This is a genomic window from Pseudomonas muyukensis (assembly GCF_019139535.1).
Taxonomy (GTDB): domain Bacteria; phylum Pseudomonadota; class Gammaproteobacteria; order Pseudomonadales; family Pseudomonadaceae; genus Aquipseudomonas; species Aquipseudomonas muyukensis.
On sequence record NZ_CP077073.1, the window covers coordinates 59572 to 82763 of the forward strand.

The following is a 23192-nucleotide window of genomic DNA, read 5'->3' on the forward strand; positions in this document are numbered from 1 at the left end:
TGGTCAGCGCTGGGATCAGCGCTTGTTCGCCTTGACTTCCGCTTCACGCAGGCGCGGCGCCAGCTTGTCCAGCACGCCGTTGACGAACTTGTGCCCGTCGGTGGCGCCGAAGACCTTCGCCAGTTCCACACCTTCGTTGATGACGACGCGGTACGGCACGTCGGCGCGCATCATGAATTCCCAGGCCGACAGGCGCAGCACGGACAGCTCGACCGGGTCGAGTTCTTCCAGCGGGGTGTCCAGGCAGGGCTTGAGCGCTTCGTCGATCTCGACCTTCTTCGCCGGGACCCCGTGCAGGATCTCGCGGAAGTAGGCACCGTCCACGTCGGAGAAATCGTTATCGACCCGGAACTGCGCTTCCACTTCGTTCAGCGAGTGCTTGGCCATGTGCCACTGATACAGCGCCTGCGTGGCGAGCTTGCGGGCTTCGCGACGCTTGGCGCTCTTCGACGGCTTGCCGGCATCCGCAGGTTTTGGATCGCGCGGGTTGAAACGATCGCTTTCGTCGCTAATCACTTGGCCTCCAACTGCGCCAGCAGGCTGACCATTTCCAGGGCGGACAGGGCAGCTTCACCGCCTTTGTTGCCAGCCTTGGTGCCGGAACGCTCGATGGCTTGCTCGATGGAGTCGACGGTCAGCACGCCGAAGGCCACCGGTACACCGAACTCCATGGACACCTGGGCCAGGCCCTTGGTGCATTCGCCCGCGACGTATTCGAAGTGCGGGGTACCGCCACGGATCACGGCGCCCAGGGCGATGATCGCGTTGTACTCGCCTTGCTGGGCGACCTTCTGTGCCACCAGCGGGATTTCGAACGCGCCCGGGGCACGGATGATGGTGATGTCGCTTTCGCTGACACCGTGGCGTACCAGGGTATCAACGGCGCCGCTTACCAGGCTTTCGACGACGAAGCTGTTGAAGCGGCCAACCACCAAAGCATAGCGACCTTTGGGGGCGATGAAGGTACCTTCGATGGTCTTCAGGGTCATTCCGATGTTCTCATCTTCAAGAGCGAGGCCGCGCTGCGGCGGCCTCGGGAGGGTTTGGACTCGAGCGGGAGGGCGATCAGGCCGCCTCAAGTCACTCGGAGGGCACGTATTCTACAACTTCCAGATCGAATCCGGATATCGCATTGAACTTCATTGGCGAACTCATCAGGCGCATCTTGCGCACACCGAGGTCGCGCAGGATCTGCGAACCGGCGCCGACCGTGCTGTAGGTGGTCGGTGCCTTGGTCGGCGCATCGCCCGCGCTTTCGCGGATGTGCGCCAGCAGCACGTCGCCGTCCAGCGGGTGGCCCAGCAGCAGCACCACGCCGCTGCCGGCCTCGGCCACGGCGCTCATCGCCGCACGCAGGCTCCAGCGGCCCGGCTGCTTGACCATCAGCAGGTCGCGCAGCGGATCCATGTTGTGCACACGCACCAGGGTCGGCTCCTCGGCGCAGATCTTGCCCAGGGTCAGGGCCATGTGCACGTCGCCTTCCACCGCGTCGCGGTAGGTGACCAGGTTGAACTGGCCCAGCTCGCTGTCCAGCGGTTGCTCGGAGACGCGCTGCACGGTGCGCTCGTGGATCATGCGGTAGTGAATAAGGTCGGCGATGGTGCCGATCTTCAGGTTGTGCTCGGCGGCGAACACTTCCAGCTCGGCACGGCGCGACATGGTGCCGTCGTCGTTCATCACCTCGCAGATCACCCCGCTCGGCTCGAAGCCGGCCATGCGCGCCAGGTCGCAGGCCGCCTCGGTGTGGCCAGCGCGGGCCAGGGTGCCGCCGGGCTGGGCCATCAGCGGGAAGATATGGCCAGGGCTGACGATATCGTCGGCCTTGGCGTCCTTGGCCGCGGCGGCCTGCACGGTGCGTGCGCGGTCAGCGGCGGAGATGCCGGTGGTGACGCCTTCGGCAGCTTCGATCGACACGGTGAACTTGGTGCCGAAGCCCGAGCCGTTGCGCGGGGCCATCAGCGGCAGCTTGAGGGTTTCGCAGCGCTCGCGGGTCATCGGCATGCAGATCAGGCCACGGCCATGCTTGGCCATGAAGTTGATGTGCTCGGCCTGGCAACACTCGGCGGCCATGATGATGTCGCCTTCATTCTCACGGTCCTCGTCGTCCATGAGGATGACCATTTTGCCCTGGCGGATATCTTCGACCAGTTCTTCGATGCTGTTGAGCGCCACGCGGCACCCCCTTCTCAATCAGGATTTCAAGAAGCCGTTGGCGGCCAGGAAGCTTTCGGTGATGCCACTGCCCTTGCTCGGTTCGGCGGCCTTGTCGCCCAGCAGCAGGCGCTCCAGGTAACGGGCCAGCAGGTCGACCTCAAGGTTTACCCGACGCCCGGGGCGGTAGTCGGCCATGATGGTTTCGGACAGGGTGTGCGGGACGATGGTCAGCTCGAACTCGGCGCCGTCGACCTCGTTGACCGTCAGGCTGGTGCCGTCGACGGTGATCGAACCCTTGTGGGCGATGTACTTGGCCAGCTCTTTCGGCGCACGCACCCGGAACTGGATGGCGCGGGCGTTATCGGCACGCGAGACGATCTCGCCGACACCGTCGACGTGGCCGCTGACCAGGTGGCCGCCCAGGCGGGTAGTCGGGGTCAGGGCCTTTTCCAGGTTGACCCGGCTGCCGCTCTTGAGGTCGACCATCGCGGTGCGCTTGAGGGTCTCGACGCTGACATCGGCCCAGAAGCCATTGCCAGGCAGCTCGACGGCGGTCAGGCACACGCCGTTGACGGCGATGCTGTCGCCGAGCTTGACGTCGCCCAGGTCGAGCTTGCCGGTTTCGACGTAGACGCGCACGTCACCGCCCTTGGGGGTGAGGCTGCGGATGGTGCCGATGGATTCGATGATGCCGGTGAACATGGTGTTCTCCTCAAGTACGGGCTGCGCCGCGGTCTGTACGGCGCAAGCCAGGCATTATACGCCGCTGGCCGGCAGGGGGATGGCAGTGACCCGCCAGTCATCGCCGACCGCGCGCATTTCGGTGATTTTCAGCCGCGGCGCCTCGCTCATCTTCGCCAGCGGCCAGTCCAGCAGCGGGCGTGCCGCGGAGCCGAGGAAGGTGCCGGCGACGAACAGCTGGTACTCGTCGACCAGGCCCAGGCGGGCGAACGCGCCCACCAGGCCGGCACCGGCCTCCAGCAGGATTTCGTTGACGCCGCGTGCGGCCAGGGCGTGCAGCAAGGCCGACAGGTCGACGCGGCCGTCGTTCCCCGGCAGGTTGAGCAGCTCGTGACCGGCGGCGGCATAGCGCGGATCATCGCCCGCGGCGCTGACCACCAACGCCGGGCCGGCCTGGAAAAACGCCGCATCCAGCGGCAGGCGCAGACGCCCGTCGACCAGCACGCGCAGTGGCGGGCGCGCCACGGCCAGGGCGGTGAGCTCATCATCCAGGCCCAGTTCCGCGCCACGCACGGTCATCCGCGCGTTGTCGCACAGCACGCTCTCGGCGCTGGTCAGCACCACGCTGGAACGGGCACGCAAGCGCTGCACCGCGGCCCGCGCCGCCGGGCCGGTGATCCACTGGCTCTCGCCGCTGGCCATGGCGGTGCGCCCATCCAGGCTCATGGCCAGCTTGGCCCGCACGAACGGCAAACCATGCTCCATGCGCTTGAGAAAACCGGGGTTGAGCGCGCGGGCCTCGGCCTCGAGCACGCCGCTGGCCACCGCGATGCCGGCCTCGCGCAGGCGCTGCAGGCCATTACCGGCCACTTGCGGGTTAGGGTCCTGCATGGCGGCCACCACCCGGTCCACGCCGGCCTTGACCAGCGCCTCGGCGCACGGCGGCGTGCGGCCATGGTGGCTGCACGGCTCGAGGGTCACGTAGGCGCAGGCGCCACGGGCGCGCTCGCCGGCCTGGCGCAACGCATGCACCTCGGCGTGCGGTTCGCCGGCGCGTACATGCCAGCCCTCGCCAACCACCTCGCCGTCGCGCACGATCACACAGCCTACGCGCGGGTTGGGGTGGGTGCTGTAGAGGCCCTTGCGGGCCAGTTCCACGGCCCGGGCCATGTAGTGGGCGTCGAGAATGGCTTGGCTGGACATGCTTACTCTTTGGCTGGCTCGCGGGCCAGGCGGTCGATTTCTTCGCGGAATTCGTCGAGGTCCTGGAAGCGCCGGTAGACCGAGGCGAAACGAATATAGGCGACTTCGTCGAGCTTGCGCAGCTCGGCCATCACCATCTCGCCGACCACCAGCGACTTGACCTCGCGCTCGCCGGTGGCGCGCAGGCGGCTCTTGATATGCGCCAACGCCGCTTCCAGGCGCTCGACGCTGACCGGGCGCTTTTCCAGCGCGCGCTGCATGCCGGCACGCAGCTTGTCTTCGTCGAAGGGCTGGCGGGTGCCGTCCTGCTTGATCAGGCGGGGCAGGACCAGTTCGGCGGTTTCGAATGTGGTGAAGCGCTCGCCGCAGGCGACGCACTCACGGCGGCGACGCACCTGTTCGCCCTCGGCGACCAGGCGCGAGTCGATGACCTTGGTGTCGTTGGCACCGCAAAAGGGACAGTGCATGGTGGCAGGCAACAAAAAAAGGGAGGGCCATGGTAGCGCATTGCACTGGCAAGACAAGCCAAAGGGGTTACCATCCATGCAAATCTGCCCGTGAAGGATCATCCCATGCACTATCGAGCGCTCGTCGTGCTGTGCTGCGCCGCCCTGCTCGCCGCCTGCGGCAGCGACCGGCCCAAGCCCGAACAGGCCCCGGCGCCGCCACCGGCCAAGGTGGCGAAGAAAGCCCAGCCGCTGGGGCCACTACCGGCCTACCAGCGCGAGCTCAGCGGCACCCTGATGGATATTCCCGCCGGCGCCGACGTGGAACTGGCCCTGCTGGTCATCGATGAGCGCGGCCGCCCGCAGCGCCTGCTGGCCAGCAGCAACCTGACCGGCACCGGCCAGGCCCTGCCCTACCAATTGCGCTTCAACCCCGAGGCCTTCCCGGCCGGTGCCCGTGTCGAGCTGCGCGGCCGCGCCAGCCGCTCCGGCCAGTTGATCCTGCACCTGCAACCGGTACGCATTGCCCAGGCACAGACCCAGGCCACCGGCCCACTGCGCTTCGAACAGGCCCCATAAATGACGCCACACGCCCTGCAGCAGGCCCTCAGCGGCCTGATCGGCGAAGCGCGGCTGGTGGTCAGCGACCTGCCCGGCTGCGCGCTGAAGCTCTGGCTGATCGACGACCAGAACATGGACCGCGCCTTCAGCAGCGAGGAAACCCGGCGCATCCTTGAAGAGCCGCCCTACTGGAGCTTCTGCTGGGCCAGCGGCCTGGCCATGGCCCGCTACCTGGCCGAACGGCCGGCGTGGGTGCGCGGCAAGCGGGTGCTGGATTTCGGCGCTGGCTCCGGCATCGCCGGGATCGCCGCTGCCCAGGCAGGTGCGCTGGAGGTGGTGGCCTGCGACCTCGACCCGCTGGCCCTGGACGCCTGTCGGGCCAATGCCGCGCTCAACGGCGTCGAGCTGAGCTACAGCAGCGATTTTTTCGCCGAGGCCGACCGCTTCGACCTGGTCCTGGTCGCCGACGTCCTGTACGACCGCGCCAACCTGCCGCTGCTGGACCAGTTCCTCAGCCGCGCGCGCCAGGCGCTGGTCGCCGACTCGCGGGTCCGCGACTTCAACCATCCGCTGTACCGCCCGCTCGGGGTGCTCGAGGCGCTGACCTTGCCGGACCTGGCCGAGCCGCACGAATTCCGCCGGGTCAGCCTGTACCACGCCAGCCGCGAGCCTTTATAGTGGTGGCATTCACGGATTTGCGAGAGTCACGATGAGCCAAGCTCCTGATAACACAAGCCTACCGTTTATCTTCGATGCCACCGACGCCACCTTCCAGCAACTGGTCATCGAGAACTCCTTCCACAAGCCGGTGCTGGTGGACTTCTGGGCCGAGTGGTGCGCGCCGTGCAAGGCGCTGATGCCGCTGCTGGCGAAGATTACCGAGGGCTACCAGGGCGAATTGCTGCTGGCCAAGGTCAACTGCGATGTCGAGCAGCAGGTCGTCGCCCAGTTCGGCATCCGCAGCCTGCCGACCGTGGTGCTGTTCAAGGATGGCCAGCCGGTCGACGGTTTTGCCGGCGCGCAACCCGAGTCGGCCATTCGCGCCATGCTCGAACCCCATGTACAGATGCCCGCAGCCCCTGTCGCCGCGCCGTTGGAGCAGGCCAAGGCACTGTTCGCCGAAAGCCGTTTCAGCGAGGCCGAGGCGCTGCTGCAGGTGCTGCTGGGTGAAGACAACAGCAATGCCGAGGCGCTGATCCTCTACGCCCGCTGCCTGGCCGAACGTGGCGAACTGGGCGAGGCCCAGGTGGTGCTGGACGCGGTCAAGACCGATGAGCACAAGGCCGCCCTGGCCGGCGCCAAGGCCCAGCTGACCTTCCTGCGCCAGGCTACCACGCTGCCGGAGGCTGCCGAGCTGAAGAGCCGCCTGGCGCAGAACCCGCAGGACGACGAAGCGGCCTACCAGCTGTGCATCCAGCAGTTGGCGCGCCAGCAGTACGAAGCGGCGCTGGATGGGCTGCTGAAGCTGTTCCAGCGCAATCGCGGCTATGAGAATGGGCTGGCGCAAAAAGCCTTGCTGCAGGTGTTCGAACTGCTGGGCAACGAGCATCCGCTGGTCGGCGTGTACCGTCGCAAGCTCTCAGCAGCGATGTTCTGAGATAGACCGCTGTTCGCCAGCAAGGCTGGCTACAGGCATCACGCCGCCCGCATGATGGGTGCATGCACTGTAGGAGCCAGCCTTGCTGGCCAATGGCAGCAACACGGCGGTCACCCCACCCAGTGATACACCGGCGCATCCGCGCCACTTTCCACCTTCACCTCACTGCTGTGGCGCAAGCGCACCAGCAATCGCTTGCCTGCCGCGACACTGCCAGCCAGCCCTTCCAGGCGCTCCAGCAACTCCGGCCCGCCCATCTGCCCCGCCTGGCGCAGCACCTCGCGCGCGGCCAGCCACTGCCCGTCATCCTGGCGCGGCGCTAGACCTGCGCTGGCCTGAACGGCCTCGACCACGGCAGGCGCTTCCAGGCGACGTCCCAGCTGCGCCCACTCTTCAGGCGCCAGCTCGATGGTCAAGTCCACCGGCCAGTCACCGATCTGTCCACGAATTCTCACGCTGCCTTCCTCGATCCTGAGCTTGAATGCAGCCATGCTCCCACGAACATGAAACCTGTGCCAGGCAGGCTGGCGAGACAAATAAAAGTTGTTATAACATTACCAAATCATTCCAAGCCGCCCCTGGAGCCGTCCATGCGTCGTCTGTTGCTCGCCTTGCCCTTCGCCCTGTTGCCCCTGGCCGTGGCCCATGCCCACGACGACCATGATCACGACCATGCCCATGGCACCCTCGGCGCCCATGAGCACGGCGTGGCCAAACTCAACGCGGTGCTCGACGGCAACACCCTGGAGCTGGCGCTGGACAGCCCCGCGATGAACCTGGTCGGCTTCGAGCACACCCCCAGCAGCGACGCCGACAAGGCCAAGGTCGCCGCCGCCCGCCAGCAACTGGAACAACCGCTGAAACTGTTCGGCCTGGCCCCAGCCGCCGCCTGCAAGGACGACGCCCAGGAGCTGCAAAGCCCGCTGTTCGAAGCCTCCGAGCAACACGGCCACAGCCACGCCGACATCAACGCGCATTACCAGTTGGCCTGCGCGGCCCCGGCCAAACTCTCCCAAATTGACCTTGGCCCCTTGTTCAAGGCCTTCCCGCAAACCCAGAAGATCATCGTGCAGTTGATCGGCCCGAACGGCCAGAAAGGCGTGGAGGCGACGCCCGCCAAGGCCGTGGTCGCGTTCTGAATGGGCCAGCCGCTGATCGAACTGCGTGATCTGCTGTTCGCCTGGCCCGGCCAGGCGCCGCTGCTGGATATCCCGGCGTTGCGCCTGGAGGCTGGCGAGGCGCTGTTCCTCAAGGGCCCCAGCGGCAGCGGCAAGACCACCTTGCTGGGCCTGCTCGGCGGGGTCAACCGCCCAGGCCAGGGCAGCATCGAGCTGCTCGGCCAGGACTTGGCGAGCCTGGGCCAGGGTGCCCGCGATCGTTTCCGCGTCGATCACACCGGCTACATCTTCCAGCAGTTCAACCTGCTGCCGTTTCTCTCGGTGCGCGAGAACGTCGAACTGCCCTGCCGCTTCTCGAAAAGCCGGGCGGCGCGGGCCTGCCAACGCCATGGCAGCATCGACCAGGCCGCCGCCCAATTGCTCGCCCACCTTGGCCTGGACGACCCGGCATTGCTCGCGCGCCGCGCCGACAACCTGTCGATCGGCCAACAGCAGCGGGTGGCCGCTGCTCGTGCGCTGATCGGCCAGCCGGAGCTGGTAATCGCCGACGAACCCACCTCGGCGCTCGACGCCGACAACCGCGAGGCCTTTATCCGTCTGCTGTTCGACGAGTGCCGCGCGGCCGGTGCCAGCCTGCTGTTCGTCAGCCACGACCAAAGCCTGGCGCCGCTGTTCGACCGTCACCTGTCGCTGGCCGAACTCAACCGCGCCGCCACGCCCCGGGAGGCCTGATGTACCTGCTCCGCCTTGCCCTGGCCAGCCTGGCCAACCGCCGCTTCAGCGCCTTGCTGACCGCCTTCGCCATAGCCCTCTCGGTGTGCCTGCTGCTGGCGGTGGAACGGGTACGCACCGAAGCCCGCGCCAGCTTCGCCAGCACCATCAGCGGCACCGACCTGATCGTCGGCGCGCGCTCAGGGTCGGTGAACCTGCTGCTGTACTCGGTGTTTCGCATCGGCAACGCCACCAACAACATCCGCTGGGACAGCTACCAGCATTACGCCCAGGATCCCCGGGTGAAGTGGGCGATCCCCATCTCGCTGGGCGACTCGCACCGGGGCTACCGGGTGCTGGGCACCACCGGCGACTATTTCAGCCATTACCAGTACGGCCGCCGCCAGCACCTGGCGCTGGACCAGGGCCGGCCCTTCGCCGACGACCCCTTCGAGGTGGTCCTCGGCGCCGAAGTCGCCGAGGCGCTGCACTACAAGCTGGGCGACACCTTGGTTTTGGCCCACGGCGTCGCCGCCATCAGCCTGGTCAAGCACGACGACAAGCCCTTCACCGTGGTCGGCGTGCTCAAGCGCACCGGCACGCCAGTGGACCGCACCTTGCACATCAGCCTGGGCGGCATGGAGGCGATCCATATCGACTGGCACAACGGCGTGCCAGCCCGCGGCGCCGGGCGCATCAGCGCCGAACAGGCGCGCAGCATGGACTTGCAGCCCAGCGCCATCACCGCCTTCATGCTCGGGCTCAACAGCAAGATCGCCACCTTCAGCCTGCAGCGCGAGATCAACGAGTTCCGCGGCGAGCCGCTGCTGGCGATTCTCCCCGGCGTGGCCCTGCAGGAGCTGTGGAGCCTGATGGGCACCGCCGAGCAGGCGCTGTTCGTGGTGTCGCTGTTCGTCGTGCTGACCGGCTTGATCGGCATGCTCACGGCCATCCTCACCAGCCTCAACGAACGCCGTCGGGAAATGGCCATCCTGCGCTCCGTGGGCGCGCGGCCCTGGCATATCGCCGGGCTGCTGGTGCTGGAGGCCCTGGCCCTGGCCCTGGCCGGGATCGCCGCCGGGCTAGGCTTGCTCTACGCGGGGATCGCCCTGGCGCAAGGCTACGTGCAGGCCAACTACGGGCTGTACCTGCCACTGGCCTGGCCCAGCACCCACGAGTGGACGCTGCTGGCGATCATCCTCGGCGCGGCGCTGCTGATGGGCAGCGTGCCAGCCTGGCGCGCCTATCGGCAGTCGCTGGCCGATGGCCTGTCGATTCACCTTTGAGAATGCCCATGACCCTGCAAGCCCGCGCCTACCCAGCCTGGATACTGCTCGCGCTACTGTGGCTGCCCGTTGCCTGCTGGGCGGCGGAACCTCGCGAACTGGACTGGCCCGCGCTGATCCCCGAGGGCGCCCCGATCATCCCGCCGCAACTGACGCCGCTGCACGACCTGTCGCAGATCAGCGACGCGCTGTCAGCCGAAGCCGCCCCCGCCGCCCGCCAGCAGGCGCCCGACGCCCCAGTGGTGAAGGCCCTGGACGGCCAGGCGGTGAAAATCCCCGGCTACATCGTGCCCCTGGAGGTCAGCGAAGAGGGCCGCACCACCGAATTCCTGCTGGTGCCCTACTACGGCGCCTGCATCCACGTGCCGCCACCACCGTCGAACCAGATCGTGCACATCTTCAGCGAAATGGGCGTGCGCATCGAGGACCTGTACCAGCCCTACTGGATCGAAGGCACGCTGAGTGTCAAGGCAAGCAGCAGCGAGCTGGCCGATGCCGGTTACCAGATGGAAGCCGAGAAAATCTATGCCTATGAGCTGAAGTGAGCACTGTTGCCAGCCAATGACGTGGCTTCGTTGAGCTGGGTCAAACTTTCTGTTTAGTCAGCTTCGTACCATTGGACTACTCGATTACTCACGTCCTCTGGGAGCTTCCATGAACAAGTCCTTGCTCGGTGCCTCGCTCGTCGCGTTGGCGCTTGCAGCCCCTGTTGCCCACGCCCACCAGGCGGGGGATTTCATTCTCCGCGCCGGCGCCATCACCACCGCGCCAAACGAAAACAGCGGCGACATCAAGCTCGATGGCGTCAAGGCCTCGGGCACCAAGGCAACCCTGGACAGCGACACCCAGCTGGGCCTGGCCTTCGCCTACATGCTCACCGACCATATCGGCCTCGAGCTGCTGGCCGCCACACCGTTCAAGCACACCGTTGGCGTGAAGGGCCTTGGCCCAGGCCTGGATGGCAAGCTGGCCGACATCAAGCAACTGCCGCCGACCTTGTCGTTGCAGTACTACCCGATGGAGCCGTCCTCGAAGTTCCAGCCTTACGCTGGCGTGGGTATCAACTACACCCTGTTCTTCGATGAAGAACTGAGCAGCACCCGCAAGCAGCAGGGCTTCAGCAACATGAAGCTGCAGGACTCGATCGGCTTCGCCGGCCAGCTGGGCATGGACTACATGATCACCGACAAGCTGCTGGTCAACGCCGCGGTCTGGTACGTCGACATCGATACCAAGGCCAGCATCAACGGCCCGAGCGCCCTGGGCGTCGGCAAGACCAAGGTCGACGTCGACGTCGACCCCTGGGTCTACATGGTCGGTATCGGCTACAAGTTCTGATTCACCGCCTTGCCGCAGGCGCCAGCCTGGCTGGCGCCTGCGCAGGGCTGCTGGAACCACCAGCAGCACCCGGCCACCGCGCTGACCCCCGCCCCCAACCCGCACACCGCCCACCATCCCCACTGGCCATACACCCAGGTCGCCGCCACGGCGCCCAGGCCACTGCCCAGCGAATAGCAGCACATGTAGGCGCCTATCAACCGGCTGGCAATCTCGCTGCGCCCGGCCAATAAAAGGCTCTGGCTGGTCACATGTACCGCCTGCACCGCCAGGTCGAGCAGCACCACCCCGATCACCAGCGCCAGCAGCGACTGTTCGAGGAAGGCCGTGGGCAGCCACGACAAGGTCAACAGCCCCAGCGCCAAGCCTGTGGTCCGGCGCCCCTGCCCCAGGTCGGCCAGGCGCCCGGCGCGTGATGCCGCCAGGGCGCCGGCGATTCCAGCAAGGCCGAACAGACCGACCTGGGTGTGATCCAGCGCCAGCGGTGCTGCGCTCAAGGGCAGTACCATGGCGCTCCAGAGCACGCTGAAGGCGGCGAACACCAGCAACGCCAACAGCCCGCGCTGGCGCAACAGGCGGTCATGCCGGTACAGGCCCAGTACCGAACACAGTATCGCCCAGTACCCCGGTCGCACACCTTGTGCCCGAGCTGCGGGCAAGCGCCAGGCCAGCAACGCAGCCATCAGCAGCGTAAGCCCGGCGGCGCCGAAATAGACACCGCGCCAGCCCAACCGGTCAGCCACCAGCCCCGACACCAGCCGGGCCAGCAGGATGCCCAGCACCACGCCACTGGTGACCGTGCCCAGCGCCTGGCCCTGTTGCGTGGGGCTGGCCAAGGTCGCGGCATGCGCCACCAGCACCTGCACTACCACCGCCAACAGCCCGACCAGGGCCACGGCCCCCAGCAACATCGCCCAACGCGTGGCCAGCGCCACTGCCAGCAAGGCCCCGGCCGCGACCAGCAACTGGGCAATGATCAACCGCCGACGGTCGAGCAGATCGCCCAACGGCACGATCAGCAGCAGGCCCAGGGCGTAACCGGCCTGGGTCATGCCCACCACCAGGCCGGCATGGGCGGGGTTGATGCCGAAGCTGGCCGCCATCGACTCCAGCAGCGGCTGGGCCAGGTACACAGTGGCAACGGCCAAGGCGCAGGCCGCCGCCAGCAACAGGGTCATGCCGCGACTGAGCGATTGAGGCGCAGAGCAGGTGCAGGTCATCAGCAATACCTCGGCAATCTGGTTTCAAATTAAAACCACATGATGGATTTCTAGCAAATCCGGTTTTAATCTGCAACCAGATATGACGGAGGCCCACGATGCTCGATGACAACAATCAACAATGCCCGGTGGCCCGCGCCCTGGAGGTGCTGGGCGACCGCTGGGCGCTGATGATCCTGCGTGACGCTTTCGACGGGTTGCGGCGCTTCAGCGAGCTGCAGAAAAACCTGGGGCTGGCCAAGAACATCCTGGCCGGACGACTGAAGCTGCTGGTGGAGGCCGGCTTGCTGGTCCAGCAGCCCGCCTCGGATGGCAGCGCCTACAAGGAATACGTGCTGACGGACAAGGGCCGCTCGGTGTTTCCGGTCGTGGTCGGTCTACGCCAATGGGGGGAGCGGTTTCTGTTCGAGGCCGCAGAGCCTCGCTCGCAGCTGCTGGATGATCGCGCACAGCCCCTGGAAACCCTGCAGGTACGGGCCAAGGATGGACGGGTGCTGGGGCCGGAGGACTGCCGGCGGCGTGTGGTCCGGCATGCGTGATACCCGGCCCTACGCGCCGCCTGTAGCAGCGGCGACTCAGGCCTTGCCCAGCAGCCGTGCCAGGCCTTCGACGAAGGGCGTCGGCGCGGGGAACGCGAAGCGCGCCAGCAACCGCCCATTGTCCGCCCGCGAGTGACGGATATCGCCCGAGCGCGCCGGACCATGGCTGATCGCCGGCAGGCTGCCGAGCACTTGCTCCAGTGCCTTGAGCAGTTGGTTGAGCGAAGTGGCCTGGTTCAGGCCGATATTCACCGCGCCCTCTTCCACCGTCGGCAGCGCCAGCGCCTGGACCATCACCTGCACCAGGTCACCGACGTACAGGAAGTCACGGGTCTGCTCGCCGTCGCCGAACACCATGATCGGCTTGCCGCTGGTGGCGCGCTCGCAGAAGATGCTGATCACCCCGGAGTACGGCGAGGACGGGTCCTGGCGTGGCCCGAAGATATTGAAGAAGCGGAACACCACCGGCTCCAGGCCATGCTGGCGACGGTAGAAGTCCAGGTACTGCTCGCTGGCCAGTTTGTCCACCGCATAGGGGGTCAAGGGCGCCTTGGGCGTGTCCTCGGCGATCGACTGGCCCTCGCCGTTGTTGCCGTACACCGCCGCGCTGGAGGCGAACAGTACCCGCCGTACGCCGTTCAGGCGCATGGCTTCGCAGACGTTGAGGGTGCCGATGAAGTTGCTCTGGTGGGTCTTGACCGGGTCTTCCACCGAGGCCTGCACCGAGGCCACCGCGGCCAGGTGCACCACCGCCTGGCAGCCAGCGGCGGCGCGCGCCACCAGGGCCGCGTCGGCGACATCGCCCTCGAGCAGCTCCAGGCGCGGATGGCCCAGTTGCAGGTTGTCGCGCTTGCCGGTCGACAGGTCGTCGAGCACGCGCACCGCGTAGCCTTTTTCCAGCAACGCATCGCACAGGTGGGAGCCAATGAAGCCGGCACCGCCGGTGATCAGGATGGGGGCGTCAGCCATGTCGGTAGAAACGGTCCAGTAGGGGCGGCAAGCCGGCGCGCCAGGCACGCGGCTTGATACCGAATGTATGAAGGATCTTCTTGCAGGCCAGCACCGCGTGTTGCGGCTCTTCGCTGGCATCCGGACGCGCGGCGTGGGCCTGGGCGGTCGGCGCCTGCACGGCCAGCTTGCGCCACTGCCCGGCCTCGGCAAGGATCGCCTGGCCCAGCGCCAGCGGCGTGGTGGCCTCGTTGCCGGCGTAATGATAGGTGCCCCACAGCGGCGCCTGGCAATCGAGCTGCTTGAGCACCGAGAGGATCACCCGCGCGGCGTCGTCCACCGGCGTCGGGTTGCCGCGCCGGTCATCGGCCAGCAGCAGTTCCTGGGGTTGCTCGGCGCGGGTCAGGAAGCGCCCAAGGGCGCCATCGAGGCTCTCATCCAGCAGCCAGCCAAAGCGCAGCAGCACATGTTGCGGGCAGGTGGCGCGCACACTCTGCTCGATGCGCCATAGTGCCTGGCCACGCAGGCCGAGCGGCACCGGCTCGTCCTTCTCGCTGTAGGCGGTGGCCCGCGAACCGTCGAACACCCGGTAGCTGGAAGGCTGCACCAGGATCATCTCGTGGTGCTGGCACAGCTCGGCAAGCCGCTCCACCGCCCGCTCTTGCTGGGCCAGGCGCGGCTCGCTGACCGCCTCGGCCTGGAACCAGTCGAAGTAATAAGCCAGGTTGATGACAGCATCCGGGCGTTGTTCGTCGAGCAGCAGGGTCAGGCTGGCCGGGTCCCAGCCGTGTTCCGGCGGACGCGGCGCCAGGAAGGCGATGTCTTCCTCGGCCCCGAGGCGAATCAGCGCTTGCCCGAGGGCATTGCCACCACCCAACAGCATCAGGCGCATACGCATAGAGTCAACAGGTCCGCTCTGGTCGAAGGAGGAAGCGGCCATTTTGCTGTTTCCTACAGGGGAAGTCCAACGCAGGCCCGGCCATGCGCCCGTTGCGCGTCGATTTGTCCGCCCCGCCACGCTGTTCCGCCTTGGCCGTCAGCTACTTATACTGCGCCATGCATGTTCAAGGAGACGCACATGGACACCGAGTCGACCCTCCCGCAGCGCAGCCAATGGCAATTCGATGAACCCGCCCCCGGCACCGAGCGATTCGTCGAGGAACGTTTCGACGGCTACCGCCAGCAGGCACGCCTGCTGCTGCCAGCGCATGAGCAGGCGCCAGCCGCCTTCGTCATCGGCGGTGCGCGTTCGGACTTCACCCGGCTCAACCCGCTGCTGTACCGCTTGCAGCAACAGGGCATCGGCTCGCTGACCGGCAACCTGTCCGGCCACAGCCTGGCCAGCGAGCCTGGGGCCCGAGAGGCCTCGCTGGCCAGCAACCTCGATGAAGCCCTGCGCTTTCACCAGCACCTCGACAGCCGCAGCGATACCCTGATCGGCCACAGCCTGGGCGCAGCCATCGCCCTGAAGCTGGCGGCGCAACGCCCAAGCGTGCGCAAGCTGGTGCTGATCTGCCCGGCGGTCTATCCCGATGCGGCCCATACCGCGCCCTTCGGCCCGGCGTTCACGGCGGCCATCCGCAAGCCATTCGCCTTTCTCGAATGCGACAGCTATGAGTTCCTGCGCCAGTTCCAGGGCCGGGTACTGCTGGTGATCGGTGAATACGACGGGCTCAACTCCAAGGTGCATGGCCAGGGCGCGGGTACCTCGGCAGGCACCCGGCGGCTGGCTGGGGTGGAGCGATACAGTCCCATCCCGGAAGAAGTCACCCACACACTGTTGCGCTCGGTACCGGCCCCCGACGTCGAATGCCTGATGCTGACCGACTGCGACCACGGCATCGCCGCGCACCTGCGCGAGCGGCCAGAGGTGGCGGATCAGGTGGCGGCAGCGGTGGCGGCATTCATGCTCGAACGCTGATTGTTGGCAGTCCGGCAACTGGCGTGGGAGCGGGCATGCCCCGCAATACCAGCCTAGCCGTGTCCTGCTCCGCGGCGCCTGTTTCGCCAGCAAGGCTGGCGCCTACGGGCCCAAGACCACCCCCAAACCCCGTAGGAGCCGGCTTGCCGGCGAACACCGGCGCAGCCGGTGCCATCTACCGCGTCGCCTGGTTCGCCAGCAACGCTGGCGCCTACAGGAAGGTGTGCGCAGGGTTTATTCGATTTCGAACAGGCCGTTGCTGACCATCCCCGCGCTCAGGCGATCGCGGATATCGTCATCGATCCGTGGATCATCCGGCCGGTACAGTTTTATCTGGCGGAAGGCATTGATGCGATTGATCTCTTCCCCCAGGTACTCCCACACCACCCGGGTGCAGGCCGGATTGCGCCGGTCGCCGCTGGATACGCCGGTCTTGAGCCCGTTCAGGCGGCTGATGCGGCTCTTGAAGCTGGGGATGAGTATGGTCTGGCTCATCTCGTTCAGGGTCAGCGACTCGTAGTCGATGAGGAACATCCGGTCCTGCAACTGGAACGCCGCGCCCAGGTAGCGGCAACGCACCTCGGCCTGCTGGTCGTTGCCAATGCCGCGCTCCTGGCGTTCCTGGCGCTCGAACAGGAAACTGCCGCGCTCTTCCCACACATGCACCAGCGACACCAGGATCGACCCTGGCACCGACATGCAATTGGAATACTCGAAGTAGTAACCGCAGTAGCGCGACAGGTTGCCGGCTTCTTTATGCAGTGGCTTGAACAGTTCACTGATCGGGTCGTCCTGCTGGCCGACGCGCTGCTCGGGGTTGCGCGCGCCGATCAAGCGGGCGAACTGTTCGGGCGGCAGCCCCAGTTCGTAATCCTCGACGCCGAAGAAGTCGCCGATGCGCTTGAGGTTGTACGCCGTCGGCCGGCTCTGGCCGCTCAGGTACTTGTTGAATTGTGCCCGGTTGATCGACAGTTGCCGGCAAACCTCGGAGATAGAGCGGTAGTGGCTGCACGCCAATTTGAGGTTGATAGCGAATTGATCGCCCATGATGCACGGGTCCAGATGATGCGAGTGATGCCAGTCTAGCATCAACTCGCACCAAAATGGAGCAACCCGCGAAATTGTAACCACAGTTGTCATGGCCAACCATGCGCCCCCAATGAATAGCGGTGCGCCTGCCGTCCGCTGGTCTTTCCACGCGAAGAATAAGAATCGAGGTCATTTTTCAATGCTCGAAGCACTCAACGATTTCCTTTCGGGGAAACTCCTCATCGTGCTGATCGTCGGACTCGGCGGTTACTTCACCATCCGCTCTCGGTTCGTCCAGTTCCGCCACTTCGGCCACATGTTCGGGGTGTTCAAGGAATCCCTTCGCGGCCAGGCAGGCCAACTGAGCTCGTTCCAGGCCCTGATGCTGAGCCTGGCCGGCCGTGTCGGCGCCGGTAACATCGCCGGTGTCGGTATCGCCGTGACCCTCGGCGGCCCTGGCGCGGTGTTCTGGATGTGGGTCACCGCCCTGGTGGGCATGGCCAGCAGCTTCTTCGAATGCACCCTGGCCCAGGTCTACAAGCGCGCCGACGGCGACGGCCTGTACCGCGGCGGCCCGGCGTACTACATCGAACACGGCCTGAAGCTGAAAAGCATGGCGATCGTGTTCTCGATCCTGCTGCTGGTCACCTACGGCTTCGCCTTCATCGGCCTGCAGTCGTACACCGTAACCCACTCGCTGCAGAACGCCTTTGCCTTCGAGCCCAAGCACACCGGCATCGTCCTCGCCGTGCTGCTGGCCGTGACCTTCATCGGCGGCATCAAGCGCATCGCCGCGGTGTCCGACTTGCTGGTGCCGGTCAAGACCCTGGCCTACATCGGCGTGACCCTGTACGTGATCGGCACTCAGATCGAACACGTGCCGGCGATGCTGGAAACCATCTTCAAGAGCGCCTTCGGCCTCGACCCGGCGTTCGGTGGCCTGCTCGGCAGCGCCATCGTCATGGGCGTGAAGCGGGGTGTGTTCGCCAACGAAGCCGGCCTGGGCAGCGCGCCGAACGTCGCCGCCGTGGCCGCCGTGAAGCACCCCGGCGCCCAGGGCGTGGTCCAGGCGTTCAGCGTGTTCCTGGATACCTTCGTGATCTGCACCTGCACCGCGCTGCTGATCCTGCTGTCGGGCTTCTACACCCCGGGCTTCGAAGGTGATGGCATCGTCCTGACGCAAAACTCGCTGGCCGCGGTGGTCGGTGACTGGGGCCGGGTGTTCGTCAGCGTCGCGCTGTCGCTGTTCGTCTTCACCTGCATCCTCTACAACTACTACCTGGGCGAGAACAGCCTGCAGTTCCTCAGCCGCAACCGTGCCGTGCTGATGACCTTCCGCGGCCTGGTACTGGCGCTGGTGATCTGGGGTTCGATGCAGGACCTGTCGACGGTGTTCGCCTTCGCCGACATCACCATGACCTGCCTGGCGTTCGTCAACCTGATCGCCCTGGCCCTGCTGTTCAAGGTCGGCCTGCGGGTGATGCGTGACTACGACGACCAGCGCAAGGCGGGCATCAAGCAACCGGTGTTCGATTCCAGCAAGTTCACCGACCTGGACCTGGACCGCGCCGCCTGGCCGGCCAACCCGCAGGCTGCAACAGCTGCTGACAAAGCCGCCGCCCCGGCGCCAGCGCAGCACTGATACCCTGCCCTGCCACAGCCGCCCCGTTCGCGGGCGGCTGCCTCTTCCTTCGCTACATCGCTACGGAATGCTTCCATGCGTGCAGTCAAGAATCTTCTCGTCCTTTACACCGGTGGCACCATCGGCATGCTGCAGACCGCCGAAGGCCTGGCGCCGGCCGGTGGTTTCGAAGCGCGCATGCGCGAACATTTTGCCGTCTGCGGCGATGCGCCAAAGCTGCAGTGGTCGCTGCGTGAGCTGAACCCGCTGATCGACAGCGCCAACATGCAGCAGGCCAACTGGCTGGCGATGCGCGAGGCCATCGTCGAGGCGGTCGAGCGCGATGGCCATGACGGGGTGCTGGTGCTGCATGGCACCGATACCTTGGCCTACAGCGCCGCGGCCTTGTCGTTCCTGCTGCTGGGCCTGCCGGTGCCGGTGCTGCTGACCGGTTCCATGCTGCCGGCCGGCGCACCTGGCAGCGACGCCTGGGCCAACCTGGTCGGCGCCCTGAACCTGTTCGAAAGCGGGTTGGAGAATGGCGTACAGCTGTTCTTCCACGGCCAGTTGCTGCATGGCTGCCGTGCGTCCAAGCTGCGCAGCGAGGCATTCGACGCCTTCAAGGCGCTACCGCGCCAGCGCGACGGCGAACGGGCAGCAGAGCTGCCGGCACGCCTGGATTACCGCCAGCCGCGCCAGCCGGTGAGCCTGGCCGTGCTGCCGGTGTTCCCGGGGCTTGCCGCGGGGCTGGTGCGTGGGCTGCTCGACAGTGGCATCCAGGGCCTGCTGCTGGAGTGCTACGGCAGCGGTACCGGCCCGTCCGACGACCAGGCGCTGCTCGACGTGCTGCACGATGCCCGCCAGGCTGGCGTGATGATCGCGGCGACCAGCCAGTGCCCGGAGGGGGCGGTGGTGTTCGACACCTACGCTGCTGGCAGCCGCCTGCGCGACACCGGGTTGGTCAGCGGTGGCGGCATGACCCGCGAGGCGGCGCTGGGCAAGATGTTCGCGTTGCTGGGTGCGGGGCTGGATGCTGATTCGGCTGAGCACTGGTTTGCCTTGGACCTTTGCGGGGAGCGGGCTTGAGCCTCCCCGATCGAGCCTGGATCTACACTTACGCGTGACGGTTTCTAGCCATCGGGAAGTTCCCCCTAGCTCGCGAACGACAGGCGCCCGTGGAGGCGCCGCCCGTAGTTTTGCGGCGTCAGGAGGCGGGAGTGAGGGCCATTGAACGTGTGAGGGCCACCAGGCGCACGCCGTAGACCCTGCAGCGCCTAGCAAATCGAGCGCCGCCCGCGCGGCGCTCGATCTGCCTGGCGCCGCAAGGCTTACGCCAGACACCTGTAAACAAGCTCAAAAAGAAAATGGCGGAAGGCAGCGGGAGTCGAACCTGCCCGGGAACGGCTGCCGTCCCCAACCGGGTTTGAAGCCCGGCCGCGCCACCGGGCGCGATTGCCTTCCTTAGAAATCGTCAGGGCCTGGCCGGAAACTCCGCCAAGCCACTGTCAGCGCGGATATACCGCTGGTCGGCCACCCTGCGGGTCAAACCAACGCGGTCGAAGTACTCGAGAATCTGCACGCTACGCTTGCGACCGATGCCCAACATATCGCGAAACGCCGCCACCTGCACTATCGGCGATGTCGTCGCCTGCTGCAACAACAGCTCTGCCATGCGCCTGAGCGTCGCCTCCGGGTAGAACAGATCACGCACCACCTGGTGCAATACCCCCAACCTCGCCAGCTTGCGCAGCAACAAACGCACCTCGGCCTCCTGGGCCTGTTCCTCGGTGGCCAAGGTCCGCACCCAGGGTGGATCGAACTCACCCGCCAGCAGGCGCGGCTCCAGGCGCGCCCACAGCGCCGTATCGGCAGCACTGAGCTGGACCTTGTGCGCAGGCAGGTGCAGCCAAGGCCCGCTGCTGCTGATCACCCCCTCGCCCAGCAACTCATCCACCAGGCTGACGAAAGCCGGGCGCTCCAACGGCAAGGCGGTATACCGACGCAGCCGATCACGGTCCGGGCCAAGCTGGTCAGGCTCCTGCTCATGAAACTGCGCCAAACGCGCCAGCACCTGCAGCTTGAGCGCCTGCCATTGGCCACGGTCGAACAGCAACTGGCCCTGACGGGTGGCGACCACCAACACCTGGCCTGGCAACCGCCAGGTATCGCGCAAGCGATTGAACTGGCGCTCCAACCGCTGCGGGTCGAGCCCGCCTGGGGCGGCCTCGAGCAAAGCCGGCAGGGCCTGTTCGAGATCGTCGGCCTCGCGCAGTACCTGCAACTGGCGCAGACGCGCCTCGCTGCGCCGCTGCCGGCTCGGCGCGAACGGGTCGAGCACCCGGCCACCGCCCAAGGTGCGCTGGGCCCGCTGGTCGCGCAGCACCAGGCGATCGCCATGCACGGCCTGCAACGGCGCATTGAGCAACAACTGGGCGAACATGCGTTGGCCCGCACGCAGGCTTTCGCCTTCGAGCAACGCGACCCGGGCGGTGACGTCCTGGGTGCCCAGATGCACGTGCACGGCGCTGAAATGCTCGAATGTACGGGTCTCGCCCGGCAACAGCGTCAGCTCGATATCAACCCGCACGCTCGGGGCATGCAGCCATGCCGGCAGCAGCCAGTCACCCCGATGGACCTGCTCGACCGCCAGGCGCTCCCCGGTGATGTTCAACGCCACCCGTTGCCCGGCCTCGGCCACCAGCGCCGCCTGGTTCTGCGCGTGCAGGCCGCGCACCCGCACCGGTTTGCCGGCCTTGCCCAGCAGCAAGGTATCGCCGGCACTGACCTGCCCGGCCAGCGCCGTGCCGGTGACCACCAGACCTGCGCCGGACACCGCGAACGCGCGGTCCACGGCCAGGCGAAAACCACCGCGCACACTGCGCTGGCGTATCTTCGCCGCCGCGGCCAGCAAGGCCTCGCGCAGGGCCCCGACGCCCTCGCCGCTGACACTCGACAGCACGAACTGCGCCGCCCCCGCATAGGGCCCTGGCGCCAGCAGTTCAGCGACCTGGGCCTGCACCTCGGCCAGCCGCGCCGGCTCCACCCGATCGCACTTGCTGATCGCCACCAGCGCCTGGGGAATGCCCAGCAACTCGATGATCGACAAGTGCTCGCGCGTCTGCGGCATCACCCCATCGTCGGCGGCCACCACCAGCAACACCAGGTCGATGCCATGGGCGCCGGCGAGCATGTTGTGGATAAACCGCTCGTGCCCAGGCACGTCGATAAAACCGGTCAGCCCGGCGCCTTCGGCCAAGGCCGCGTAGCGGTAGCCAAGGTCGATGGTCATGCCCCGGGCGCGTTCCTCCTGGCGGGTATCACCGGCCTGCCCGGTCAGGGCCTGGAGCAGCGTGGTCTTGCCATGGTCGATATGCCCGGCAGTGCCAACGATCACTGCACCGGCCCCAACTGCAACGCCGGCAGTTGCGCCAGCCACTGGGGTTCGTCGTCCAGTTGGCGCAAGTCGAGCCACAGGGCGTCGTCATCGATGCGCCCCAGCACCGGCACTGGCAGCTCGCGCAGGGCGCGCTCCAGCACATGCAGGCTGCGGCCACGCAGTTTCTTCGAGACCTGCGGGCGCAGGCACAGCGCCGCGCTGGGCAGGCGTGCCACCGGCTGGCTGCCGCTGCCGATCATGCCCAGGGCCGTTTCGACCGTGACTACCCACTGCGCGCCCAGGCATGTTGCCAAGGCCGGCGCCAGGCGCTCGGCCTGGGCGGCGATCTCGGCTTGCGGCCGGGTCAGCAGACGCAGGCTGGGCAGGCGCTCGGCCAGGCGATCGGGGTTGCGGTAGAGCTGCAAGACCGCCTCCAGCGCCGCCAGGGTGATCTTGTCCACGCGCAAGGCGCGCTTGAGCGGGTTCTTCTTGATCTTCGCGATCAGCTCCCGACGCCCGACGATGATCCCCGCCTGGGGGCCGCCGAGCAGCTTGTCGCCGCTGAAGGTGACGATATCGGCGCCGTCGGCCAGGGCCTGGCGTACCGTCGGCTCGGCCGGCAGGCCCCAGCGGGTGAGGTCGAGCAGGCTGCCGCTGCCCAGGTCCTCGAGCAGCGGCAGTTCATGTTGGTGGGCAATGCGCGCCAGCTCGGCGGTGGCCACCTGGGTGGTGAAGCCCTGGATGCTGTAGTTGCTGCAATGCACGCGCATCAACAGGCCGGTGCGCGGGTTGATCGCGGCTTCGTAGTCGCGCGCGTGGGTGCGATTGGTGGTGCCGATCTCGTGCAGCTTCACCCCGGCGCGGGCCATGATGTCGGGAATGCGAAAGGCGCCGCCGATCTCGATCAGCTCGCCGCGGGAAATCACCCCTTCCTTGCGCGCGCCCAGGCTGTTGAGCGCCAGCAGCACGGCAGCGGCGTTGTTGTTGACCACGGTGACGGCTTCGGCGCCGGTCAGGTCGCGGATCAAGCCCTCGATCAGGTCGTCACGGTCGCCACGCTTGCCGGTGGCCAGGTCGAACTCCAGGTTGAGCGGGTAACGGGCGGCGGTCTGCATGGCCTCGACCGCTTCCTCGGGCAGCAGCGCGCGGCCGAGGTTGGTGTGCAGCACCGTGCCGGTGAGGTTGAAGACCCGGCGCACCTGGCTGCGTTGCTGCTGGGCCAGGCGCTCGCCGGTGCGGCCCAGGAGCACCTCGGCAGCCAGCTCCACGGCACTGAGCTGGCCCAGGCGGGCCGCCTCGCGCAGGTCGTCGAGCAGTTGGCGCAGGGTGGCCAGCGTGGCGTCGCGGCCATGGCGTTCGAGCAAGGGCTGGCAGGCGGGGTGGCGCAGCAGGGTGTCGATGGAGGGCAGGCGCGGGGTGTCGCTGGCGAGGCTGGAAGACATG

General features: G+C 66.9%; 25 protein-coding genes and 1 tRNA gene. 12 read left to right on the forward strand and 14 right to left on the reverse strand.

What is annotated here, in order from left to right; all coding sequences use genetic code 11:
* Nucleotides 1–15 precede the first annotated feature (15 nt).
* The 6 genes from nusB to nrdR all read right to left on the reverse strand — a co-directional run bounded on the left by nusB (nt 16) and on the right by nrdR (nt 4505).
* Entirely contained in the window at nt 16–516 is a 501-nt protein-coding gene (gene nusB / locus KSS95_RS00285) for a transcription antitermination factor NusB (RefSeq protein WP_186657359.1), read from the reverse strand.
* Nucleotides 513–989: a 6,7-dimethyl-8-ribityllumazine synthase gene (gene ribH / locus KSS95_RS00290; RefSeq protein WP_103448796.1), complete on the reverse strand. Its 477-nt coding sequence runs from the start codon at nt 987–989 to the stop codon at nt 513–515. The genes nusB and ribH overlap by 4 nt, the downstream gene beginning before the upstream one ends.
* A gap of 91 nt (nt 990–1080) precedes the next feature.
* Nucleotides 1081–2172: a bifunctional 3,4-dihydroxy-2-butanone-4-phosphate synthase/GTP cyclohydrolase II gene (ribBA, locus tag KSS95_RS00295; protein WP_217850601.1), complete on the reverse strand. Its 1092-nt coding sequence runs from the start codon at nt 2170–2172 to the stop codon at nt 1081–1083.
* A gap of 18 nt (nt 2173–2190) precedes the next feature.
* Nucleotides 2191–2856, reverse strand: coding sequence for a riboflavin synthase (locus KSS95_RS00300; RefSeq protein ID WP_217850603.1), 666 nt, complete (start codon nt 2854–2856; stop codon nt 2191–2193).
* 54 nt (nt 2857–2910) lie between these two features.
* Nucleotides 2911–4038 (reverse strand): bifunctional diaminohydroxyphosphoribosylaminopyrimidine deaminase/5-amino-6-(5-phosphoribosylamino)uracil reductase RibD, encoded by a 1128-nt coding sequence (gene ribD / locus KSS95_RS00305; RefSeq protein WP_217850605.1) that lies wholly within the window; start codon nt 4036–4038, stop codon nt 2911–2913.
* A gap of 2 nt (nt 4039–4040) precedes the next feature.
* Nucleotides 4041–4505: a transcriptional regulator NrdR gene (gene nrdR, locus KSS95_RS00310; RefSeq protein ID WP_009685710.1), complete on the reverse strand. Its 465-nt coding sequence runs from the start codon at nt 4503–4505 to the stop codon at nt 4041–4043.
* A 105-nt stretch (nt 4506–4610) separates the two neighbouring features.
* Here nrdR and KSS95_RS00315 point away from each other — a divergent pair, with 105 nt between their 5' ends.
* Genes KSS95_RS00315 through trxA form a run of 3 tightly spaced genes read left to right on the forward strand, consistent with a single transcriptional unit; the run spans nt 4611 to nt 6642 of the window.
* A complete protein-coding gene (locus KSS95_RS00315) occupies nt 4611–5063 on the forward strand; it encodes a YbaY family lipoprotein (protein WP_217850606.1) in 453 nt (150 codons plus the stop codon).
* Complete coding sequence (locus KSS95_RS00320) at nt 5064–5723, forward strand: class I SAM-dependent methyltransferase (RefSeq protein WP_217850608.1); 660 nt, start codon at nt 5064–5066, stop codon at nt 5721–5723. It begins immediately after the preceding gene.
* A 31-nt stretch (nt 5724–5754) separates the two neighbouring features.
* Nucleotides 5755–6642 (forward strand): thioredoxin, encoded by an 888-nt coding sequence (gene trxA / locus KSS95_RS00325; protein WP_217850610.1) that lies wholly within the window; start codon nt 5755–5757, stop codon nt 6640–6642.
* Between the two features lie 110 nt (nt 6643–6752).
* On the opposite strand, the gene KSS95_RS00330 is transcribed toward trxA, so the two are convergent.
* Nucleotides 6753–7097 (reverse strand): hypothetical protein, encoded by a 345-nt coding sequence (locus KSS95_RS00330; RefSeq protein WP_217850612.1) that lies wholly within the window; start codon nt 7095–7097, stop codon nt 6753–6755.
* 135 nt (nt 7098–7232) lie between these two features.
* On the opposite strand from KSS95_RS00330, the gene KSS95_RS00335 reads away from it, so the two are divergent.
* The 5 genes from KSS95_RS00335 to KSS95_RS00355 all read left to right on the forward strand — a co-directional run bounded on the left by KSS95_RS00335 (nt 7233) and on the right by KSS95_RS00355 (nt 11095).
* Nucleotides 7233–7781, forward strand: a complete 549-nt coding sequence (locus KSS95_RS00335; RefSeq protein WP_217850614.1) for a DUF2796 domain-containing protein — start codon at nt 7233–7235, stop codon at nt 7779–7781.
* Nucleotides 7782–8492: an ABC transporter ATP-binding protein gene (locus KSS95_RS00340; protein ID WP_217850616.1), complete on the forward strand. Its 711-nt coding sequence runs from the start codon at nt 7782–7784 to the stop codon at nt 8490–8492. It abuts the gene before it with no gap.
* The gene (locus tag KSS95_RS00345) at nt 8492–9757 is read left to right on the forward strand and encodes an ABC transporter permease (RefSeq protein WP_217850618.1); all 1266 of its coding nucleotides are present in this window, start codon (nt 8492–8494) and stop codon (nt 9755–9757) included. The genes KSS95_RS00340 and KSS95_RS00345 overlap by 1 nt, the downstream gene beginning before the upstream one ends.
* Nucleotides 9758–9765: 8 nt before the next feature.
* The gene (locus KSS95_RS00350; RefSeq protein WP_217850619.1) at nt 9766–10302 is read left to right on the forward strand and encodes a DUF3299 domain-containing protein; all 537 of its coding nucleotides are present in this window, start codon (nt 9766–9768) and stop codon (nt 10300–10302) included.
* Between the two features lie 109 nt (nt 10303–10411).
* A complete protein-coding gene (locus KSS95_RS00355; protein WP_217850621.1) occupies nt 10412–11095 on the forward strand; it encodes an OmpW/AlkL family protein in 684 nt (227 codons plus the stop codon).
* On the opposite strand, the gene KSS95_RS00360 is transcribed toward KSS95_RS00355, so the two are convergent.
* Complete coding sequence (locus KSS95_RS00360) at nt 11083–12315, reverse strand: MFS transporter (RefSeq protein ID WP_217850622.1); 1233 nt, start codon at nt 12313–12315, stop codon at nt 11083–11085. The two genes, KSS95_RS00355 and KSS95_RS00360, sit on opposite strands and share 13 nt — an antisense overlap.
* Before the next feature lie 98 nt (nt 12316–12413).
* Here KSS95_RS00360 and KSS95_RS00365 point away from each other — a divergent pair, with 98 nt between their 5' ends.
* Complete coding sequence (locus KSS95_RS00365) at nt 12414–12854, forward strand: winged helix-turn-helix transcriptional regulator (protein ID WP_217850624.1); 441 nt, start codon at nt 12414–12416, stop codon at nt 12852–12854.
* 36 nt (nt 12855–12890) lie between these two features.
* On the opposite strand, the gene KSS95_RS00370 is transcribed toward KSS95_RS00365, so the two are convergent.
* Both KSS95_RS00370 and KSS95_RS00375 read right to left on the reverse strand, forming a co-directional pair.
* Nucleotides 12891–13823, reverse strand: coding sequence for an NAD-dependent epimerase/dehydratase family protein (locus tag KSS95_RS00370; RefSeq protein WP_217850626.1), 933 nt, complete (start codon nt 13821–13823; stop codon nt 12891–12893).
* Nucleotides 13816–14700 carry a sugar nucleotide-binding protein gene (locus KSS95_RS00375; protein ID WP_134692760.1) on the reverse strand — a complete coding sequence of 295 codons (885 nt, stop codon included), beginning with the start codon at nt 14698–14700 and terminating at the stop codon, nt 13816–13818. The genes KSS95_RS00370 and KSS95_RS00375 overlap by 8 nt, the downstream gene beginning before the upstream one ends.
* Nucleotides 14701–14880: 180 nt before the next feature.
* Between KSS95_RS00375 and KSS95_RS00380 the strand changes: the two genes are divergently transcribed.
* The gene (locus KSS95_RS00380; RefSeq protein WP_217850628.1) at nt 14881–15723 is read left to right on the forward strand and encodes an alpha/beta hydrolase; all 843 of its coding nucleotides are present in this window, start codon (nt 14881–14883) and stop codon (nt 15721–15723) included.
* Between the two features lie 234 nt (nt 15724–15957).
* On the opposite strand, the gene KSS95_RS00385 is transcribed toward KSS95_RS00380, so the two are convergent.
* Nucleotides 15958–16770 carry a helix-turn-helix domain-containing protein gene (locus tag KSS95_RS00385; RefSeq protein ID WP_217850630.1) on the reverse strand — a complete coding sequence of 271 codons (813 nt, stop codon included), beginning with the start codon at nt 16768–16770 and terminating at the stop codon, nt 15958–15960.
* Nucleotides 16771–16951: 181 nt separating this feature from the next.
* On the opposite strand from KSS95_RS00385, the gene KSS95_RS00390 reads away from it, so the two are divergent.
* On the forward strand, nt 16952–18394 hold the full coding sequence (locus tag KSS95_RS00390; RefSeq protein WP_217850632.1) for an alanine/glycine:cation symporter family protein: 1443 nt from the start codon (nt 16952–16954) through the stop codon (nt 18392–18394).
* A gap of 75 nt (nt 18395–18469) precedes the next feature.
* Nucleotides 18470–19459 carry an asparaginase gene (locus KSS95_RS00395; RefSeq protein ID WP_217850634.1) on the forward strand — a complete coding sequence of 330 codons (990 nt, stop codon included), beginning with the start codon at nt 18470–18472 and terminating at the stop codon, nt 19457–19459.
* Nucleotides 19460–19738: 279 nt separating this feature from the next.
* On the opposite strand, the gene KSS95_RS00400 is transcribed toward KSS95_RS00395, so the two are convergent.
* The 3 genes from KSS95_RS00400 to selA form a co-directional block, all read right to left on the reverse strand.
* Nucleotides 19739–19834: transfer RNA gene (locus KSS95_RS00400), tRNA-Sec, on the reverse strand.
* 10 nt (nt 19835–19844) lie between these two features.
* On the reverse strand, nt 19845–21767 hold the full coding sequence (gene selB / locus KSS95_RS00405) for a selenocysteine-specific translation elongation factor (RefSeq protein ID WP_217850636.1): 1923 nt from the start codon (nt 21765–21767) through the stop codon (nt 19845–19847).
* Nucleotides 21764–23191 carry an L-seryl-tRNA(Sec) selenium transferase gene (selA, locus tag KSS95_RS00410; RefSeq protein WP_217850638.1) on the reverse strand — a complete coding sequence of 476 codons (1428 nt, stop codon included), beginning with the start codon at nt 23189–23191 and terminating at the stop codon, nt 21764–21766. Before selA ends, selB begins: the two co-directional genes overlap by 4 nt.
* Between the last annotated feature and the right edge of the window lies 1 nt (nt 23192).

Coding starts and splice junctions, on each gene's coding strand:
- nrdR (WP_009685710.1), bottom strand. CDS start 4,505: ATGCACTGTCCCTTTTGCGGTGCCAACGACACCAAGGTCATCGACTCG.
- KSS95_RS00315 (WP_217850606.1), top strand. CDS start 4,611: ATGCACTATCGAGCGCTCGTCGTGCTGTGCTGCGCCGCCCTGCTCGCC.
- KSS95_RS00395 (WP_217850634.1), top strand. CDS start 18,470: ATGCGTGCAGTCAAGAATCTTCTCGTCCTTTACACCGGTGGCACCATC.
- KSS95_RS00345 (WP_217850618.1), top strand. CDS start 8,492: ATGTACCTGCTCCGCCTTGCCCTGGCCAGCCTGGCCAACCGCCGCTTC.
- KSS95_RS00390 (WP_217850632.1), top strand. CDS start 16,952: ATGCTCGAAGCACTCAACGATTTCCTTTCGGGGAAACTCCTCATCGTG.
- KSS95_RS00355 (WP_217850621.1), top strand. CDS start 10,412: ATGAACAAGTCCTTGCTCGGTGCCTCGCTCGTCGCGTTGGCGCTTGCA.
- KSS95_RS00380 (WP_217850628.1), top strand. CDS start 14,881: ATGGACACCGAGTCGACCCTCCCGCAGCGCAGCCAATGGCAATTCGAT.
- ribD (WP_217850605.1), bottom strand. CDS start 4,038: ATGTCCAGCCAAGCCATTCTCGACGCCCACTACATGGCCCGGGCCGTG.
- trxA (WP_217850610.1), top strand. CDS start 5,755: ATGAGCCAAGCTCCTGATAACACAAGCCTACCGTTTATCTTCGATGCC.
- KSS95_RS00360 (WP_217850622.1), bottom strand. CDS start 12,315: ATGACCTGCACCTGCTCTGCGCCTCAATCGCTCAGTCGCGGCATGACC.
- KSS95_RS00350 (WP_217850619.1), top strand. CDS start 9,766: ATGACCCTGCAAGCCCGCGCCTACCCAGCCTGGATACTGCTCGCGCTA.
- KSS95_RS00300 (WP_217850603.1), bottom strand. CDS start 2,856: ATGTTCACCGGCATCATCGAATCCATCGGCACCATCCGCAGCCTCACC.
- KSS95_RS00340 (WP_217850616.1), top strand. CDS start 7,782: ATGGGCCAGCCGCTGATCGAACTGCGTGATCTGCTGTTCGCCTGGCCC.
- ribH (WP_103448796.1), bottom strand. CDS start 989: ATGACCCTGAAGACCATCGAAGGTACCTTCATCGCCCCCAAAGGTCGC.
- KSS95_RS00370 (WP_217850626.1), bottom strand. CDS start 13,823: ATGGCTGACGCCCCCATCCTGATCACCGGCGGTGCCGGCTTCATTGGC.
- KSS95_RS00385 (WP_217850630.1), bottom strand. CDS start 16,770: ATGGGCGATCAATTCGCTATCAACCTCAAATTGGCGTGCAGCCACTAC.
- KSS95_RS00365 (WP_217850624.1), top strand. CDS start 12,414: ATGCTCGATGACAACAATCAACAATGCCCGGTGGCCCGCGCCCTGGAG.
- KSS95_RS00375 (WP_134692760.1), bottom strand. CDS start 14,700: ATGCGTATGCGCCTGATGCTGTTGGGTGGTGGCAATGCCCTCGGGCAA.
- KSS95_RS00320 (WP_217850608.1), top strand. CDS start 5,064: ATGACGCCACACGCCCTGCAGCAGGCCCTCAGCGGCCTGATCGGCGAA.
- selA (WP_217850638.1), bottom strand. CDS start 23,191: ATGTCTTCCAGCCTCGCCAGCGACACCCCGCGCCTGCCCTCCATCGAC.
- KSS95_RS00335 (WP_217850614.1), top strand. CDS start 7,233: ATGCGTCGTCTGTTGCTCGCCTTGCCCTTCGCCCTGTTGCCCCTGGCC.